14 protein-coding genes are annotated in these 14,851 nt (G+C 47.7%); 6 read left to right on the top strand and 8 right to left on the bottom strand.

Translation table 11 applies throughout. The annotated features are described in order from the left end of the window. The first annotated feature begins 110 nt into the window (after window positions 1–110). Entirely contained in the window at window positions 111–1,454 is a 1,344-nt protein-coding gene (locus CEW91_RS01180; RefSeq protein ID WP_088767308.1) for a Na+/H+ antiporter NhaC family protein, read from the top strand. Between the two features lie 3 nt (window positions 1,455–1,457). Here the strand turns inward: CEW91_RS01180 and CEW91_RS01175 are convergent, their stop codons facing one another. From CEW91_RS01175 to gmk, 4 genes are all read right to left on the bottom strand, one after another. Beyond that, the gene (locus tag CEW91_RS01175; protein WP_053953304.1) at window positions 1,458–1,850 is read right to left on the bottom strand and encodes a RidA family protein; all 393 of its coding nucleotides are present in this window, start codon (window positions 1,848–1,850) and stop codon (window positions 1,458–1,460) included. Between the two features lies 1 nt (window position 1,851). Next, complete coding sequence (spoT, locus tag CEW91_RS01170; RefSeq protein WP_088767307.1) at window positions 1,852–3,957, bottom strand: bifunctional GTP diphosphokinase/guanosine-3',5'-bis pyrophosphate 3'-pyrophosphohydrolase; 2,106 nt, start codon at window positions 3,955–3,957, stop codon at window positions 1,852–1,854. Window positions 3,958–4,059: 102 nt separating this feature from the next. Further along, window positions 4,060–4,329, bottom strand: coding sequence for a DNA-directed RNA polymerase subunit omega (rpoZ, locus tag CEW91_RS01165; protein ID WP_088767306.1), 270 nt, complete (start codon window positions 4,327–4,329; stop codon window positions 4,060–4,062). Window positions 4,330–4,392: 63 nt separating this feature from the next. Continuing rightward, window positions 4,393–5,034 carry a guanylate kinase gene (gene gmk / locus CEW91_RS01160; protein ID WP_088767305.1) on the bottom strand — a complete coding sequence of 214 codons (642 nt, stop codon included), beginning with the start codon at window positions 5,032–5,034 and terminating at the stop codon, window positions 4,393–4,395. Between the two features lie 170 nt (window positions 5,035–5,204). Here gmk and CEW91_RS01155 point away from each other — a divergent pair, with 170 nt between their 5' ends. Further along, entirely contained in the window at window positions 5,205–6,356 is a 1,152-nt protein-coding gene (locus CEW91_RS01155; RefSeq protein WP_232506999.1) for a cyanate transporter, read from the top strand. Here the strand turns inward: CEW91_RS01155 and CEW91_RS01150 are convergent. Then, the gene (locus CEW91_RS01150) at window positions 6,340–6,930 is read right to left on the bottom strand and encodes a TetR/AcrR family transcriptional regulator (protein ID WP_088767304.1); all 591 of its coding nucleotides are present in this window, start codon (window positions 6,928–6,930) and stop codon (window positions 6,340–6,342) included. The genes CEW91_RS01155 and CEW91_RS01150 overlap by 17 nt on opposite strands. A gap of 146 nt (window positions 6,931–7,076) precedes the next feature. Between CEW91_RS01150 and pyp the strand changes: the two genes are divergently transcribed. Together pyp and CEW91_RS01140 are read left to right on the top strand one after the other, a co-directional pair. Next, window positions 7,077–7,454, top strand: a complete 378-nt coding sequence (gene pyp / locus CEW91_RS01145) for a photoactive yellow protein (protein ID WP_088767303.1) — start codon at window positions 7,077–7,079, stop codon at window positions 7,452–7,454. A 1-nt stretch (window position 7,455) separates the two neighbouring features. Continuing rightward, complete coding sequence (locus tag CEW91_RS01140) at window positions 7,456–8,703, top strand: AMP-binding enzyme (RefSeq protein WP_088767302.1); 1,248 nt, start codon at window positions 7,456–7,458, stop codon at window positions 8,701–8,703. A gap of 22 nt (window positions 8,704–8,725) precedes the next feature. On the opposite strand, the gene CEW91_RS01135 is transcribed toward CEW91_RS01140, so the two are convergent. Further along, window positions 8,726–9,892 carry a PAS domain-containing protein gene (locus CEW91_RS01135; RefSeq protein ID WP_232506998.1) on the bottom strand — a complete coding sequence of 389 codons (1,167 nt, stop codon included), beginning with the start codon at window positions 9,890–9,892 and terminating at the stop codon, window positions 8,726–8,728. Between the two features lie 146 nt (window positions 9,893–10,038). Between CEW91_RS01135 and CEW91_RS01130 the strand changes: the two genes are divergently transcribed. Together CEW91_RS01130 and CEW91_RS01125 are read left to right on the top strand one after the other, a co-directional pair. Beyond that, a complete protein-coding gene (locus CEW91_RS01130; protein WP_088767300.1) occupies window positions 10,039–12,078 on the top strand; it encodes a BCCT family transporter in 2,040 nt (679 codons plus the stop codon). Window positions 12,079–12,192: 114 nt separating this feature from the next. Then, window positions 12,193–13,080 carry a MaoC family dehydratase gene (locus CEW91_RS01125; protein ID WP_088767299.1) on the top strand — a complete coding sequence of 296 codons (888 nt, stop codon included), beginning with the start codon at window positions 12,193–12,195 and terminating at the stop codon, window positions 13,078–13,080. A 15-nt stretch (window positions 13,081–13,095) separates the two neighbouring features. On the opposite strand, the gene CEW91_RS01120 is transcribed toward CEW91_RS01125, so the two are convergent. Together CEW91_RS01120 and CEW91_RS01115 are read right to left on the bottom strand one after the other, a co-directional pair. Further along, a complete protein-coding gene (locus tag CEW91_RS01120) occupies window positions 13,096–14,367 on the bottom strand; it encodes a metal-dependent hydrolase family protein (protein ID WP_088767298.1) in 1,272 nt (423 codons plus the stop codon). A 14-nt stretch (window positions 14,368–14,381) separates the two neighbouring features. Continuing rightward, window positions 14,382–14,831, bottom strand: coding sequence for an RrF2 family transcriptional regulator (locus CEW91_RS01115; protein ID WP_088767297.1), 450 nt, complete (start codon window positions 14,829–14,831; stop codon window positions 14,382–14,384). Window positions 14,832–14,851: the final 20 nt, after the last annotated feature.

The following is a 14,851-nucleotide window of genomic DNA, read 5'->3' as shown; positions in this document are numbered from 1 at the left end:
CACTGTGGTCACAATCAATGCATTACTTTCGTGTTGCAGAAAAAATGTTGCACAAAAACCAATGGACGGATAAGCTTCTGGACGTCCAAAATAAAAATAAAAGGTAGTTTATGACAGATTCGTCGCCACAACCGGCAAGTGCTAAAGCGCTTCTTCCACTCGCGCTATTCCTGATTTTATTTTTAGGCACTGGCCTCTACTTTCAGAACGAAGGTGTTGAGTACGCTTTCTATCAACTACCAAGTCCTGTCGCCATATTACCCGCCATTGTATTAGGTATACTGCTCAGCAAGCAGGCCTTTGAAGAAAGAATTAATACCTTTGTCGCCGGTGTGGGTGACAATAACATCATTACCATGTGCGTTATCTACCTTCTGGCAGGCGCATTCAGTACAGTTGCTGAAGCCACGGGTGGTGTGGATGCAATGGTTGCATTAGGCCTCAGCATTATTCCTGCCGCGTTCCTGCTGCCAGGTCTGTTCATTATTGCAGGGGTTATCTCAACCGCCATGGGGACATCCATGGGCACTCTGGCGGCGTTAGCGCCGGTGGTTTTAGGTATTGGCGAAGCCACTGACATTAGCTTGCCACTGCTCGCGGGTGTGCTGGTCAGCGGCGCTATGTTTGGTGACAACTTGTCGATAATATCTGACACCACCATTGCCGCAACGCGTACTCAAGGTTGTACCATGCGTGACAAGTTCCGTGCGAACCTAAAAATTGCGATACCAGCAGCTATTGTCACTGTTTTGTGGTTAGTTACTTACGACACCAGCGGTGTCCCTCTGAATGTTCCGGACGCTAACCTTTGGCTCGCCATTCCTTATTTTGCGATTATTATACTGGCGGTTTTAGGTCTGAACGTATTTGCAGTTCTTGGCCTGGGTATCGTTATGGCTGCAGCATTCGGTATGTTCACCGTCGACTACGAATGGGTTGCTTTCAGTCAGGACATTTACAAAGGCTTTGAAAGCATGCAGGAAATTTTCTTGCTGTCATTGCTTATTGGCGGGTTATCAGCACTGATTCGCCAGCAGGGCGGGTTAGCTTTCCTGGCGCAGTTTGTCGAAGCCGCCGCAAACAAAGTCAGCAAGCATAAGCAGCGGGCCTCAGCTATTGGCGTTGCTGGACTCACCGCCCTTACCAACCTGTGTGTTGCCAATAATACAGTCAGCATTCTATTAGCCGGGGAAGTCAGTAAACGACTGGCTAAAATTGGCAATTTAGCGCCACGTCAAAGCGCCAGCTTACTGGATATTTTTGCCTGTGTGGTACAAGGGGCATTACCCTACGGAGCGCAAGCTTTACTAATGGGGGCCAGCTTTAAAATATCGCCGTTGTCGGTCAGTATCCACACCGGTTACTGCTTTATTCTGGCGGCGGTCGCTATCGCTATTATTATTTGGCGCCGACCTCTGGAAGACAGGGAGCCAGCGCCAGAAACAGTGGTGTGAAGCTTAGTTAGTGCTCGGCAACTCGAGAATACCGTCTATCTCAATCTGTGCGCCTTTTGGCAATTGCTTTACGCCAATAGCCGCACGGGCTGGGTAAGGCTCTTTAAAGAACTTAGCCATGACTTCGTTCACAATGGCAAACTCGCCCAAATCGGTCAGATAAATTTGTAGCTTAACCATGTCCTGCAGTTCACCACCGGCAGCTTCGCAGACAGCGGTCAGGTTTTTAAAAACTTGTTCCGCTTGTGCGGTAAAATCTTCACTCACCAGTTCCATGGTTTCAGGCACCAATGGAATTTGCCCTGACAAATACACCGTCGTGCCAATTTTTACTGCCTGCGAATACGTGCCAATAGCAGCAGGTGCGTTATCGGTAGAAATAATCACTTTTGACATACTACTTCCTTAAGCGCGTCACGCGCTGAACATCCGGCATTTTTCGAATGTGGCGTATGACATCCGCTAAATGTTTCCGGTTTCTTATCGTTAGTGCGACATCGATAAAGTAAATATTGGCGTCAATTTCTTCTGTTTTCAGTCCGTCAATATTACAACCGGTGGTCGCAATTGAAGAGGTTAACCGGGCTAAAACACCCTGGTGGTTAATAATTTCGATTCTAATTTCTGAAATAAATTCCGCTTCTGGCTTGTTATCCCACTCGACCGGGAAGTAACGCCCCGGATCATCCTCATGACCACGCACGTTTTTGCACTCACGGCGGTGAATGACCAAGCCTTTACCGGGACTCACGTGTGCAATGATGTCATCGCCCGGAATTGGCCGGCAACATTTCGCAAAGCTCACCAACAAGCCCTCAGCGCCTTTAATAGACAAGCTCTTTTCTGAAGCGTTTTCATCTTTTATTGGCTGTAACTCACCCAACAGTCGTTTCGCTATAGCAATAGACATTAAGTTGCCCAGACCAATTTGCTTCAACAATTCTTCTTTCGAAGCGACTTTGGTGTCCGTTAGCACACGATCAAATTCTGATTCGGGAATATCGTCGTAGCTGACAGGACCCAATGCTGAGCGAAGTAAGCGCTCACCCAACTGTTGGGCTTCGTCGGCCTCCTGACTTTTCAGGTACTGTCGTATTTTTGCCCGTGCTTTTCCGGTCACCACAAAATTCAGCCAAGCAATATTCGGACGCGAATTCGGTGCCGTTTTTATTTCTACGGTTTGCCCGGTTTCCAGCGGCTTACTAAGTGAATAGGTGCGATGATTGACGCGCGCACCAATGCACGTGTTGCCAACGTCGGTATGCACGGCGTAGGCGAAGTCAACCGCGGTTGCCCCTTGCGGCAACTCAGTAATTCGTCCGTCTGGACTGAACACGTAAATCTCTTCGGGGAATAAATCTGACTTAACGCTTTCAATAAACTCAAAAGAGTTGCCAGCACTTTGCTGGAGTTCAAGTAAGCTTTGCATCCATTTACGAGCACGCACCTGAGCGGTGGTGCCAGAATCATCGGTTTTCTTGTACATCCAGTGCGCCGCAACCCCTCGGTCAGCCATCAAATCCATTTCTTCCGTACGAATTTGGATTTCCACTGGCACCCCATGAGGACCTTTCAGCGACGTGTGCAACGACTGATAGCCGTTCGATTTAGGAATCGCAATATAGTCTTTAAAACGCGTTTCGATTGGTTTGTACAGATTATGCAACGCGCCCAGAACCCGGTAACAAGTGTCGACGCTATCCACAATGACACGGAACGCATAAATATCCATGACTTGCTCAAACTTGAGCTCTTTGGTCTGCATTTTCCGATAAATGCTATGTAAATGCTTTTCGCGGCCCAGCACTCGGGCACTGATGTTATTACCTTCCAGGCGGGAGTTTATTTCACTTTTGACCCGATCGGTAAATTCACGACGGTTACCCCGGGCTCTTTTAACCTCCGACTCTAGTAACCGTGCACGCCACGGATAAAGTGCCCAAAAGCCTAAATGCTCAAGTTCATTCTTTATGTCATGAATACCCAGCCGGTGAGCCAAGGGAGCATAAATCTCTAATGTTTCCCGGGCAATGCGGCGACGCTTGTCGGGACGCAGATGCTCAATAGTTCGCATATTGTGTGTGCGGTCTGCCAATTTTATTAACACCACACGAATGTCCTGCACCATCGCCATTATCATTTTGCGATAGTTTTCCGCTTGCGCTTCTTCTTTTGAGTTAAATTGCAGCTTATCGAGTTTAGACACGCCCTCTACCAAGGTCGCAACCGTTGAGCCAAACTGCTCGGCGAGGTCTTCCTGGCTGGTTTCTGTGTCTTCTATGACATCATGCAGCAACGCTGCCATGATAGTTTCGCAGTCAAGCCGCATATCGGCCAGTAAGCTGGCGACCGCTACCGGGTGGGTAATATAAGGTTCACCACTACTGCGCTTTTGCGTGCTGTGAGCTTCATTCGCCACAACAAAGGCCTCGGCTACTCTGTCGACTTGGTCAGACGGCAGATACTCGCTAATTTGCGCTTTTAAACCTTCAAATAGGTACACCAGTAACTCCCCAGTTAAGACTGGATAATAGATATACTTTCAGAATAAGGGGATTTGAGGGATTTGCCAACGGTATTGATACCGTTGGCGAACTGACTTCTATTATTCAATGCCACGCAGTGCATCAACGGCACGAAGTTCTTCAGCATCTTGCTCTTGCTGAGCCGCTTGCTCTTCTACGTCTAAGCGTTCGCCATCAATTAAGCCGTGCTCAATTTCACGCAACGCAATAACGGTTGGTTTTTCGTTTTTAGTTTCAACGAGTGGCTCTTTACCATTAGCTAGTTGACGCGCGCGGCGTGACGCTAACAAGATTAAATCAAAACGGTTACCTACACGGTCTACAGCATCTTCTACAGTTACGCGAGCCATGGTTTACTTACTCCCACTAAAACTTGAGTGACATTTTTCGAAAGGCTAAGAATTATACGGAATTCAGCCTGACGATCCAAGTAATTCCTTCAATACCTGCGAATATCTTACTTGTTGATGTGGCATTTTGTGTCGTTGTGCCATCACAATCTGCTCTAGCGCATTCAGCGAATCATTAAAATCGTCATTCACCAACAGGTAATCGAACTCATGATAATGCGACATTTCCGCCTGGGCTTTGGCCATGCGTTTAGCAATAACGTCTTCTGAATCTTGTCCTCGCGCCCTGAGACGTTGCTCTAAAATTGACAAACTTGGTGGCACAATAAAGATAGAACGCACCTCGGGGTGATGCTCACGCACTTGCTGAGCGCCTTGCCAGTCAATATCCAAAAAGACATCTTTGCCGTCAGCCAACAGCGACTCAACGACCTTACGTGACGTACCATAGTAGTTGTCGAACACTTTGGCCCATTCGTAAAACTCACCGGCAGCTATACGCTTTTCAAATGCTTCCACGTCTAAAAAGTGATAGTGCACACCGTCTACTTCGCCCGGTCTGGGAGCGCGCGTGGTTGATGAAACAGACACCTGCATGGAGTTGTCTGCGTATTTGTCCAACAAAGCTTTTATTAAACTCGACTTGCCTGCACCACTGGGGGCTGCAACGATAAATAAATTCCCTGGCGCCGTAGATGCGGTCATAACGGGTACTCTTTCAGTAAAGGATAGCGACTGTTGGCGCCAAAGAATAACACGGTTTCACACAACGATGAAAATTCAGTAAAGTAAGGTTTTAAATAACCAGCGGTATTATTTTGTCAAAAGGATCAACGTTTACTCCTGCGCCCTCAGGAATTCGACTCGTCGTTAGCTTGACTGTTTTAGTGCTATTAGGGCTGAATTTAAGACCGTTACTTACGTCTATCGGTCCATTAACGGGTGAATTACGCGACATAACCGGGTTGTCATTCAGTGAAGTATCGCTGCTTACGACTATTCCTATTTTAATGATTGGTGCTATGGCGCTATTTGCCGGGCGTGTTACCACCGCTTTGGGTTACCGCCATGGCATTGGTTTGGGACTTTTCATTTTAACCGCTGGTTTAGTCTCTCGCCTCTTTGAACCAACCAGCACCAGTATGATAACCAGCGCGGTGATTGGCGGTGTCGGCATATCCCTATTGCACATTGTGATTCCTGAGCTGACAAAGCAGCAGTATCTTAAACGTCTTGGATTGGTCACGGGGCTATGGTCAGCGGCTTTAATGGGTGGTGCCGCATTGGGCGCAGTTGCCACGCCCTGGGCCGCTAATTTATTGCCAGAACGCTATCAGGCAATGGGTGGCTGGAGCCTTCTGGCAGCGCTGGTTTTGGTCATTTGGTATTTGCCAATGAATCGGACACCCGTTGCCAGTATTCCACCCAGGCATTTATTACTGCGAGCCTACAAGTCGCCAAGAGCCTGGGTGCTCGGTGCCTACTTTGCGTTGGTGAATGCAGGCTATGCGGGCTTTATTGCATGGATAGCGCCCTTTTACGCAGAGTTTGGTTGGTCGGCCCAAGCGTCAGGGAACCTGTTGGCGCTGTTCTCTCTCGTTCAAGTCATTGGGGCGTTAGTGCTGCCTGCGTTATCACGTTCTCAAGATCGCCGCCCTTGGTTGGCGTTGGCTGTACTCACACAAATGGTTGGATTTATCGGCCTGAGTTGGTTTCCAAATGTGTCGCCCTGGCTATGGTCGGCACTTTGCGGTTTTGGTTTGGGTGGTGCTTTCCCACTGTGCATTGTTATGGCATTAGACCATATTGATAACCCCGTTCAGGCAGGGCGCCTGGTGTCCTTTATGCAAGGCATCGGCTTTATGTTTGCCAGCTTTATGCCGTTAATTACCGGTTGGTTTCGTGATGTTTCCGGCAACTATACATTCGGCTGGCAATTGCACATTGCGGTCGGCTTAATTATTCTGGCAATGACTTGGCAGTTTAATCCCAGGGGCTACAAAGGACTGTTTAATTCATTGGAATAATGCGGGCGATAACGTCATCGACCAACACTTCCAATTGCGCCTGCGGCAGGCTCCGCCGTGCCATTGTCCTCAAACCAATCACATTGGTTTGAATCAGTCTAGCCAACTGCCCGGGTGAGCTTTGTTTACTGAGCTCGCCACGGCTTCTTGCGTCTTCCAACGCGCTTTTAAACATTGTCTCAATTGAATCAAAGTATGCATATACCGGGTCACTAAAGGCTTTATCTTCCGGCGTAAACTCCAACAAAGTTTTGACCAACATGCACGCTTTGGTGGGCGCACAGCTCTCGCTCGTGCTTGCAATATCTTTCAAATATTGACGGAACCCTTGTAGCACCGACGGTTGCTTGGCGATGGTTTCCCGAAAGTTTTGCTCAACCATAGAAAAGTAAGCATCCAACGTTTCTTTAAATAAGGCTTCCTTATTACCAAACGCCGCATAAATACTACCCGGACGCATATCCATAGCTTCTTCAATGTCTTTCATCGACGTGGCGTGATAGCCCTGTCGCCAAAAAAGATACAACGCGTTATTTAAGGCAGTTTCACGGTGAAATTGGGGTGTTCTTGGCATCCTTGTGTCCCCTCGACGTTGTTAATAAAAGAATAAGTATAGACCTCTATTTTGACTATGACAGTAAAGAATTTGTTAAGGAGTGTGATCTAATCTCCACCGTTCGGTACTAAAAGAAGGACATTGACCAAAAAAGGTAAACGACGATGGAAATTGTTCAATTCGGTTCAGAAGACATTGAAAACAAACTGGCGCAAATGTCTGATGGCAAAATCAATGACATTGCTTTCGGTGCTATTCAGCTCGACGGCCAAGGAAAAATTATTCAATACAATGCAGCGGAAGGGGATATTACGGGTCGTAACCCTGACGAAGTGGTTGGTAAAAACTTTTTCCGAGACGTTGCACCTTGTACAAACAGCCCTGAATTTAAGGGTCGCTTTGACGAAGGCGTAAAAAATGGTGATTTAAATACCATGTTTGAATACGTCTTCGACTATGAAATGAAGCCCACCAAAGTCAAAGTCCATATGAAAAAAGCCTTATCGGGTGATAGTTACTGGGTCTTTGTGAAACGCCTGTAAAGTGAGCGTCAACTTAAAAAAGCCAGCACTTGTTCAGCTCATTGGTGATCTTATTGCCGAAGAGCTGACAAGACTGCGCCCTGCTGAAAGTAACGAGTGGCGGCGTCGTCGCTGGCTGCCTACCGACGAACTGGTTCCGCAAAGTAAAGCAACTGGAGAAGCGACTGGTAAAACAACCGATAGTGCCGGCAACGAAATCGTGATCGACTCGCTTGAATGGATGGCAATTGCTGGTCGTGTTGTACAGTTTTTCCAAATGGAAGAAAGCGGTATTGAAGACTATCTATTGCGCAAGAACAGGCTCGATGAATGGTCGGAAATAGTGCAGAAAGCCCGCGACATTGCATCAAACAACATAACGGTCACAACCTCCGGCAGCACAGGTCAACCAAAGCCATGCAGACACCCCTGGGCTCAACTCACTGGCGAAGCAGACTACTTTGCCGAGCTGATAAGCACCCAAAATACGAGTGTTCAGCGCGTCATTACGTTGGTCCCGTCGCATCATATTTACGGGTTGTTATTCTCGGTATTACTGCCTGACATTCTGGACGTTCCCGTCATACGGGGATTCAGTGCCTTTCAACAAGTAACCGGCGGCTCTTTGCAGCCCGGCGACCTCGTTATAGGCTTTCCTGAGGCTTTAACTCAGGCAACGAAACTACTAAGCCATATACCCAACGAAGTCACTTTCACAACGTCGTCGGGCCCGTGCCCGGCAGAAACCATCAATGCGCTTTATGAGGCAGGCGCATCCCGCGTTATTGAAATTTATGGCAGCTCTGAGACTGCCGGTATTGGTTATCGCTTCTCACCGGAGCAACCCTTTCTACTTCTGCCTCGCTGGCAACAAGAGTCGATAAACACCCTGCAGGAAAAACACACACAACAAAGTTACGAGTTGCCCGATAAGCTCAACTGGCTATCCGATAAGAGCTTTATTGTCAGTGAGCGGGTTGATAGTGCTGTTGTTATTAAAGGCACCAATGTCTATCCGTCGCGAGTAATGACACTTATCGAGTCACACCCAGCCGTCAGTGCAGCTGCCGTAAGACAAAAAAAGCCAGCAGAAGGTAAAGGGTTAAAAGCGTTTGTGGTTCTGAAAAACCATAGCGAGAAAATAACGGAAGCTGATCTGAAGCATTGGTTAAGCGAGCATCTTCTCGATATTGAAGTCCCCACGCATATTACGTTTGGAGATGCCATTCCAGCCAATGAAATAGGCAAGCAGCAAGACTGGTCACTTTAAACTTAAACTGCAATGAGCCTTCTCAAGGCAATGCCCGCGTCAGGATATCATCGAATCGGCTATCGGTATTCTTCGCTTCTTCCAACATACAATGGCTTTCAATGCCGGCGTCGCTCAGTTCCGTTATAACACGACGAAGGCTGCTATTATTTTCCGGACGCGACAAAGTCGACAGCAAAACGGTAATTAAGCCATTGCCTAAATGTCCTGGTGTGTCGTAATCTCTGATATTCGCGCGAACAATTTCTGCCGCTCGAGCGAGCGTTTTAGAGTCATTAGTGACTTTCAAAGCCAGTAAAAAATAAGGGTATTCCGGGTGGGCTTTATAAAAACTGAACCGTCGCTGGAGAGCACGCAACATCATACGTCGGTTATAGAAGCCTGTGTGTTCATCCTCTCCACCGGTGCTGCGCAACTTCAGCTCCATCTCTTTGTAGTCGGTAATATCCTGAACCGTGCCAAAAATAATTTCATCACCATTCTCATCAAGCTGATAAATACCGGATTCCCGCAACCAACGAACGGTGTCGTCACTGCGAATAATACGATGTTCCACGTCGCGCACACCTGACTTTTTGGCGGCTTCAATAGCGTCGGTTACGGCTTTTCGATCCTGTGGATGCGTTTTTTCCATGACAATATCAAGACCGGGGTCAGTGGTGTTTTTTTCCAGGCCATAGAGCTCGTAAACCGTGTCAGACCAAATTGACTTGCCAGTGTTTAAGTTCAGTTTCCAGTGACCCAAATTTGCCACTCGTTCGGCCAGCTCAAGATTTCGCTGGTGACGTTTCACCGTCAATTCCAGCTGTTTTCGCTCAGTGATATCCAGTAACTGCCCTTTCCAAAGCGTACTGCCATTCGCCTGCCGTTCGGTCACTGCGTGCCCGTACACCCAGTGCAATTCACCGTTACGAACCACTCGGTACTCTTTGTTCCACGGAATTTGATATTTCGCGGACTCGAGTAAGCTATTGACTACCGCTTCATAGTCATCAGCGACAATAATGTCTTTCAAGACACATGTGTTTTTCTGAAGGTCACTCACGGTGCACCCGTAAATGCTTTCAATACCTTCACTAACAAAATGAAAGTGCCAGTCGCCACTTTCGGTTAGCTCTAATTGATAGACCGCGCCCGGCAGTGCATTCGTTAAACTCACTAAATCAACTGATGAATTCTGAGCCTTCATATAACCACTAACTGAAAAATATGAACGGGCATTCATCATACCGTAAAGACTACAAAATAAGCAGTAAAAGAAATGTAAAGTGACCCATTACAAAACAATTTAAGTAGGCTATATATATACAAACCATAATAAAAACAGGAGTTTTTATGTCGGCGGAGAAAAGTAAGTGGCACAACGCGATACTGGTTCCGGTGTTTTTACCAGCGGTTATTGTCATTGCTTTACTGGTAATAGGGACGTTAAGTGCACCTGAAAAAGCCGGTGAACTGTTTAATTGGACATTAGCAGGTATTACTGACAATTTTGGTTGGTTTTACATGCTTGCGGTTGCCCTCTTTCTTATCTTCATTATGGGGGTTGCTATATCCCGCTGGGGCCGCATTAAATTAGGCCCTGACCACTGCGAACCGGAATACAGCTTTACGTCCTGGTTCGCGATGTTGTTTTCTGCCGGGTACGGTATTGCCCTTCTATTCTTCGGCGTTGCCGAGCCAGTGTTGCACTATGCTGAGCCCCCTGCGGGCGCCGCAGAAACCGTTGGCTCCGCCAAGCAGGCAATGCAAATTGCTTATTTCCACTGGGGGTTTCACATTTGGGCCATCTACGGGCTGGTCGGCTTAGTTTTAGCGTATTTCTCATTTCGACATGGCCTGCCACTTTCGATGCGCTCAACCTTGTACCCGTTGATTGGCGAGAAAATTAATGGTCCGGCAGGACACGCTGTCGACACCTTCGCAGTATTAGGCACCATGTTTGGTATTGCCACAACCCTGGGTTTGTCGGTGATACAAATAAACACTGGTCTTAACTATTTGTGGGAAGACATTCCCGTGGGAACCACCGTGCAAGTGATTTCAATAGGTGTTATTACTCTTGCCGCAATAGCATCGGTGGTTGCCGGCATGGATAAAGGGATTAAACGGCTGTCGCTATTGAACATGACACTGGTTCTTTTTCTATTATTATTCGTGTTCATTGCCGGGCCTACCATCCACATTCTGGAAACCTTCCTGCAAAATACCGGGGCCTACTTAAGCGGTATTGTCGAACGAACCTTTAATTTGCAAGCCTATGAACGCAGTGACTGGATTGGTAACTGGACGCTGTTTATCTTTGGCTGGACCATCGCCTGGGCACCATTCGTTGGGCTCTTCATTGCTAAAATCAGTCGTGGCCGTACGATTCGCCAGTTTGTTTTTGGTGTCATGTTCGTACCTACTATATTCACGTTTTTCTGGTTCGCCGTATTTGGTGATACCGCGTTGAATATGATCATGAACGAAGGCTACACGGTACTCATTTCAGAAGTGCAGGATAACCAGGCCATCGCTTTGTTCAAACTTTACGAAGAACTGCCGCTGACCAGCATTATTAGCTTTGTTACCGTGCTCTTAATTATTACCTTCTTCGTGACATCATCAGACTCTGGTTCACTGGTTATCGACTCGTTAGCATCCGGTGGCATGGAAACACCTGTATGGCAGCGCGTTTTCTGGGCAAGTAGTGAAGGCGTTGTTGCGGCAGTATTGCTTGTTGCCGGCGGCTTAGGCGCGCTGCAAACCGCGGCAATAACCAGTGCCTTACCGTTCGCTGTCATTATTTTGATATCGGCAGCCGGAATGTGGCGAGCGTTGGTTATTGAAGGGCACCAATACAACAGTCTGAAGAGCCACCGCCATCATCACCGTCGTGGTGTTAACGAGGGTCCGGACTATTGGAAAAAACGTTTAGCCGGCCTGGTCGACTTTCCGAAAAAAGAACCTGTATTGGAGTTTATTAACGGACCGGCGACGGAGTCCTTGAAAAAAGTAAAAGAAGAGCTGAAAAGTCAGGACTGGCCTGCCGAATTTACAACGGACGAAGAGCACAATCGCATCATTCTTAGTGTTGAACGAGAAAATGATCTCGATTTTGCTTATGAAATTCGTCTGCGCGACTACTTACTGCCGGAGTTTGTGCTCAGCAACGACCAAAACCGCGAAACCTACTACCGAGCAGAGGTGTTCCTGAGACAAGGTGGGCAGTCGTACGATCTATACGGGTATGAGTCGTCAGATATTATCAATGACGTCATTAACCAGTTCGAGAACTACCTGCACTTCAGACACCACAGTCCGGGTGTTCTACCGTGGGATCTCGAAAAACACGATGAAGACCTCAACGACGACATAGAAACCAACAAGTAACACCGGGAAAACTAGAGTAGCCGCTCTCCGGAGCGGCTTTTTAGTGGTCGGACTGTTGAATTTTTGCAACATGTGCGAGAATAACCCCTAAGTCAGTAGGGAGTCACTATCACTATGGAACGTGTGGATAACCATCCGCAAAAACTAGCCCCCATGCCAACTATGCTGTTCAGGTCATTATTTACCTTACAGCGTAGCGATGAGTCTGAGGCTGATTCAGAAACCCTGAAAAAGCACTACTCCATCCCCGCTCCGGCAGATAAGCAACTTGAAAAGTATCATGATGCTTTTGGTGGCTTTGTGAGTGATGTCCCGCTTGCCATGCTGTATTGCATCGCGCAGCGTGCGCACTTAGCGCAGATGCTCGACGACAGCTTCCCTTGGCCTGCACCGGGTTTGGTGCACGTCAGCAACAAACTAGAGCGCCATGCGGTTATTCAAACTGACCAGTCGTTTCAGCTGGTGTCAAAAGTCAAAGTACCTAAGCGCGGACCTGATGTGTCTCCACGCCGGTTAAGACCGCAGTTTACGGTCGAGTTTTGGCAAGAGGGTGAAAAAGTAGCGACCTGTACCAGCGTTTATCAAGTCATGAAGTCGGATAACGCAAAAGCACAAACAAAGAAAGCAACGCCGAAACCTTTCGAACCCGACGAAGGCTGGGACAACTTGGCTCATTGGCAGTTAGGCAGCGGTATGGGCCGCCGATACGCCCGTATATCGGGCGACTTTAACCCCATTCACCTGCATCCACTCGTGTCGCGCTGGTTTGGTTTCGAGAAACCGATTATTCATGGTATGTACATGATGGCTCGAGCTCAGGCTGAGCTTGAACGCAAGCAGTCAAAGGCTGTCACTTATATAGACGTCACCTTCAAGCGTCCGGTTATTTTGCCGGCGAGAGTGCAGCTGTGGGTGAATTGCGAGGAAGATAAAACTAAGTACGAAGTGCGCAGTAGCGACCACACGTCTTTGAAGCTAGAAGGGTCAGTACGTTTCGACTGACCCCTCTTAGTTACTCTATTGCTTATACACTTTTCCGTCTTTCATCACGAAACTGACATTTTGTAGCAGAGTAATATCCTCTAAAGGATTACCTTTTACCGCCACAATATCCGCCTTTTTATTCGCTTCAATACGGCCAATTTTATCGTTCTTCAGAAAATCAGCTGCGACGCTTGTCGCTGCCTGGATCGCTTCAGCTGCAGGCATACCTGCTTCAACCATGTACTGGAATTCCAGAGCATTGTCACCATGTGCAGATACGCCGCTATCCGTACCAAACGCCACATTCACACCCGCTTTATAAGCTTTGGCGAAGGTATCCTGAATTTTCGGACCAATTTCGCGCGCTTTGGGTCTTACCACCTCCGGGAAGTACCCGTCAATTTCAGCTTTTTCAGCAACAAATTTACCCGCCAAAATTGTCGGTACTAAATACGTACCATGCTCTTTCATGGCCGCAATCACTTCGTCGTCCATATAAGTACCATGCTCAACCGACGCAATGCCTGCTTTAACTGCACGAAGCATACCGGCTTTGCCGTGCGCATGGGCGGCGACATGAAAGTTGTAGTCATCAGCAATATCAACCAAGGCTTCTAACTCGTCGTCAGTAAACTGAGGGTTGTCACCGCTGCTAGCCATACTCAATACACCACCTGTTGCGGTAATTTTAATAAAGTCGGCACCGTCTTTGTAATGTTGACGAACCGCTTCACGAGCATCTTCAGCGCTATTAATAACGCCATCTTTCGGCGTTGGGCGACCCATCAGTTGTTCTTTCCAGCCGTTTGTCGGGTCCGCATGCCCACCCGTTGTTGCAATAGACTTGCCTGCGGTATAAATGCGTGGCCCAGCGGTAATGCCGGCGTTAATCGCGTCCCGCAAAGCAATGGTCACATTGTCAGAGTCACCTGGGTTACGAACCGTTGTAAATCCCGCTTTCAGCGTTTTCATGCCGTAGTGCTGAGCAATCAACGCTAAGTCCGCCGGGTTCTGAGTAAATTGCTTGATGTACGAATTTGGACCGGACTGACCGTCTAAGTGCACGTGGAGGTCAATAAACCCCGGCAAACACGTACTGTCTGACAAGTCGGTTATTTGGCTGGAGCTTCCCGGTGAGTTCACTTTGACCGCCTTAATATCACCATTTTCAACTTCAATGTAACGCTCGCCAATAAGCTGTCCAGACTGACTATCAAATACGTCCCCGCAATGCAGCCAGTCTCCTGCCTGAGCTGATGTCGCCGCCAAACCAACGGCTATGCCTACTACCAATTTCTTAAGCATGGAACTCCCCTTCATTATTGTGCTTCGTTTATTGGAATTTCCTGTCCCCAGAGTCGGCGAATATCAGCGTCATTCTGCATTAGCGAGGCTAATGTATAGTCTGATAAAAACCGGTAGAACGTTTCCTTACCTTCATTGATTAAATTCTTAAGCTCGCAGGCCGGGAATATAGCGCATTCCGGCTTATGACAATCTATCCAGTACTCGTCACCTTCAAGCCTGCGTATGATCTTGTCTAACCGCACATCGGCAGGGTCAACAGCCAGCAAAAAACCACCATTTTTCCCCCGGCGAGTGTCAATAAACCCTTCTTTTCCTAACTGATGCACCACTTTATTTAAGTGATTTCTGGGCACATTGAAGATACCACTGAGTTCATCAATCGTGACTCTATTGTCGTCTTTTTTGGCCGCAAGATACATTAAAACGCGCAGACCATAATCGGTGTATTTTTTAAGTTGCATAGGCGTTAACCCTATCAGGA

Source organism: Idiomarina piscisalsi, from assembly GCF_002211765.1.
GTDB classification, from domain to species: Bacteria; Pseudomonadota; Gammaproteobacteria; order Enterobacterales; family Alteromonadaceae; genus Idiomarina; species Idiomarina piscisalsi_A.
This window is presented reverse-complemented; position numbering and strand designations above follow the sequence as displayed.

Excerpts from the sequence above, each read along its gene's own strand:
- CEW91_RS01180 (WP_088767308.1), top strand. The coding sequence starts at position 111 with ATGACAGATTCGTCGCCACAACCGGCAAGTGCTAAAGCGCTTCTTCCA.
- CEW91_RS01175 (WP_053953304.1), bottom strand. The coding sequence starts at position 1,850 with ATGTCAAAAGTGATTATTTCTACCGATAACGCACCTGCTGCTATTGGC.
- rpoZ (WP_088767306.1), bottom strand. The coding sequence starts at position 4,329 with ATGGCTCGCGTAACTGTAGAAGATGCTGTAGACCGTGTAGGTAACCGT.
- gmk (WP_088767305.1), bottom strand. The coding sequence starts at position 5,034 with ATGACCGCATCTACGGCGCCAGGGAATTTATTTATCGTTGCAGCCCCC.
- CEW91_RS01150 (WP_088767304.1), bottom strand. The coding sequence starts at position 6,930 with ATGCCAAGAACACCCCAATTTCACCGTGAAACTGCCTTAAATAACGCG.
- pyp (WP_088767303.1), top strand. The coding sequence starts at position 7,077 with ATGGAAATTGTTCAATTCGGTTCAGAAGACATTGAAAACAAACTGGCG.
- CEW91_RS01135 (WP_232506998.1), bottom strand. The coding sequence starts at position 9,892 with ATGAAGGCTCAGAATTCATCAGTTGATTTAGTGAGTTTAACGAATGCA.
- CEW91_RS01130 (WP_088767300.1), top strand. The coding sequence starts at position 10,039 with ATGTCGGCGGAGAAAAGTAAGTGGCACAACGCGATACTGGTTCCGGTG.
- CEW91_RS01125 (WP_088767299.1), top strand. The coding sequence starts at position 12,193 with ATGGAACGTGTGGATAACCATCCGCAAAAACTAGCCCCCATGCCAACT.
- CEW91_RS01120 (WP_088767298.1), bottom strand. The coding sequence starts at position 14,367 with ATGCTTAAGAAATTGGTAGTAGGCATAGCCGTTGGTTTGGCGGCGACA.
- CEW91_RS01115 (WP_088767297.1), bottom strand. The coding sequence starts at position 14,831 with ATGCAACTTAAAAAATACACCGATTATGGTCTGCGCGTTTTAATGTAT.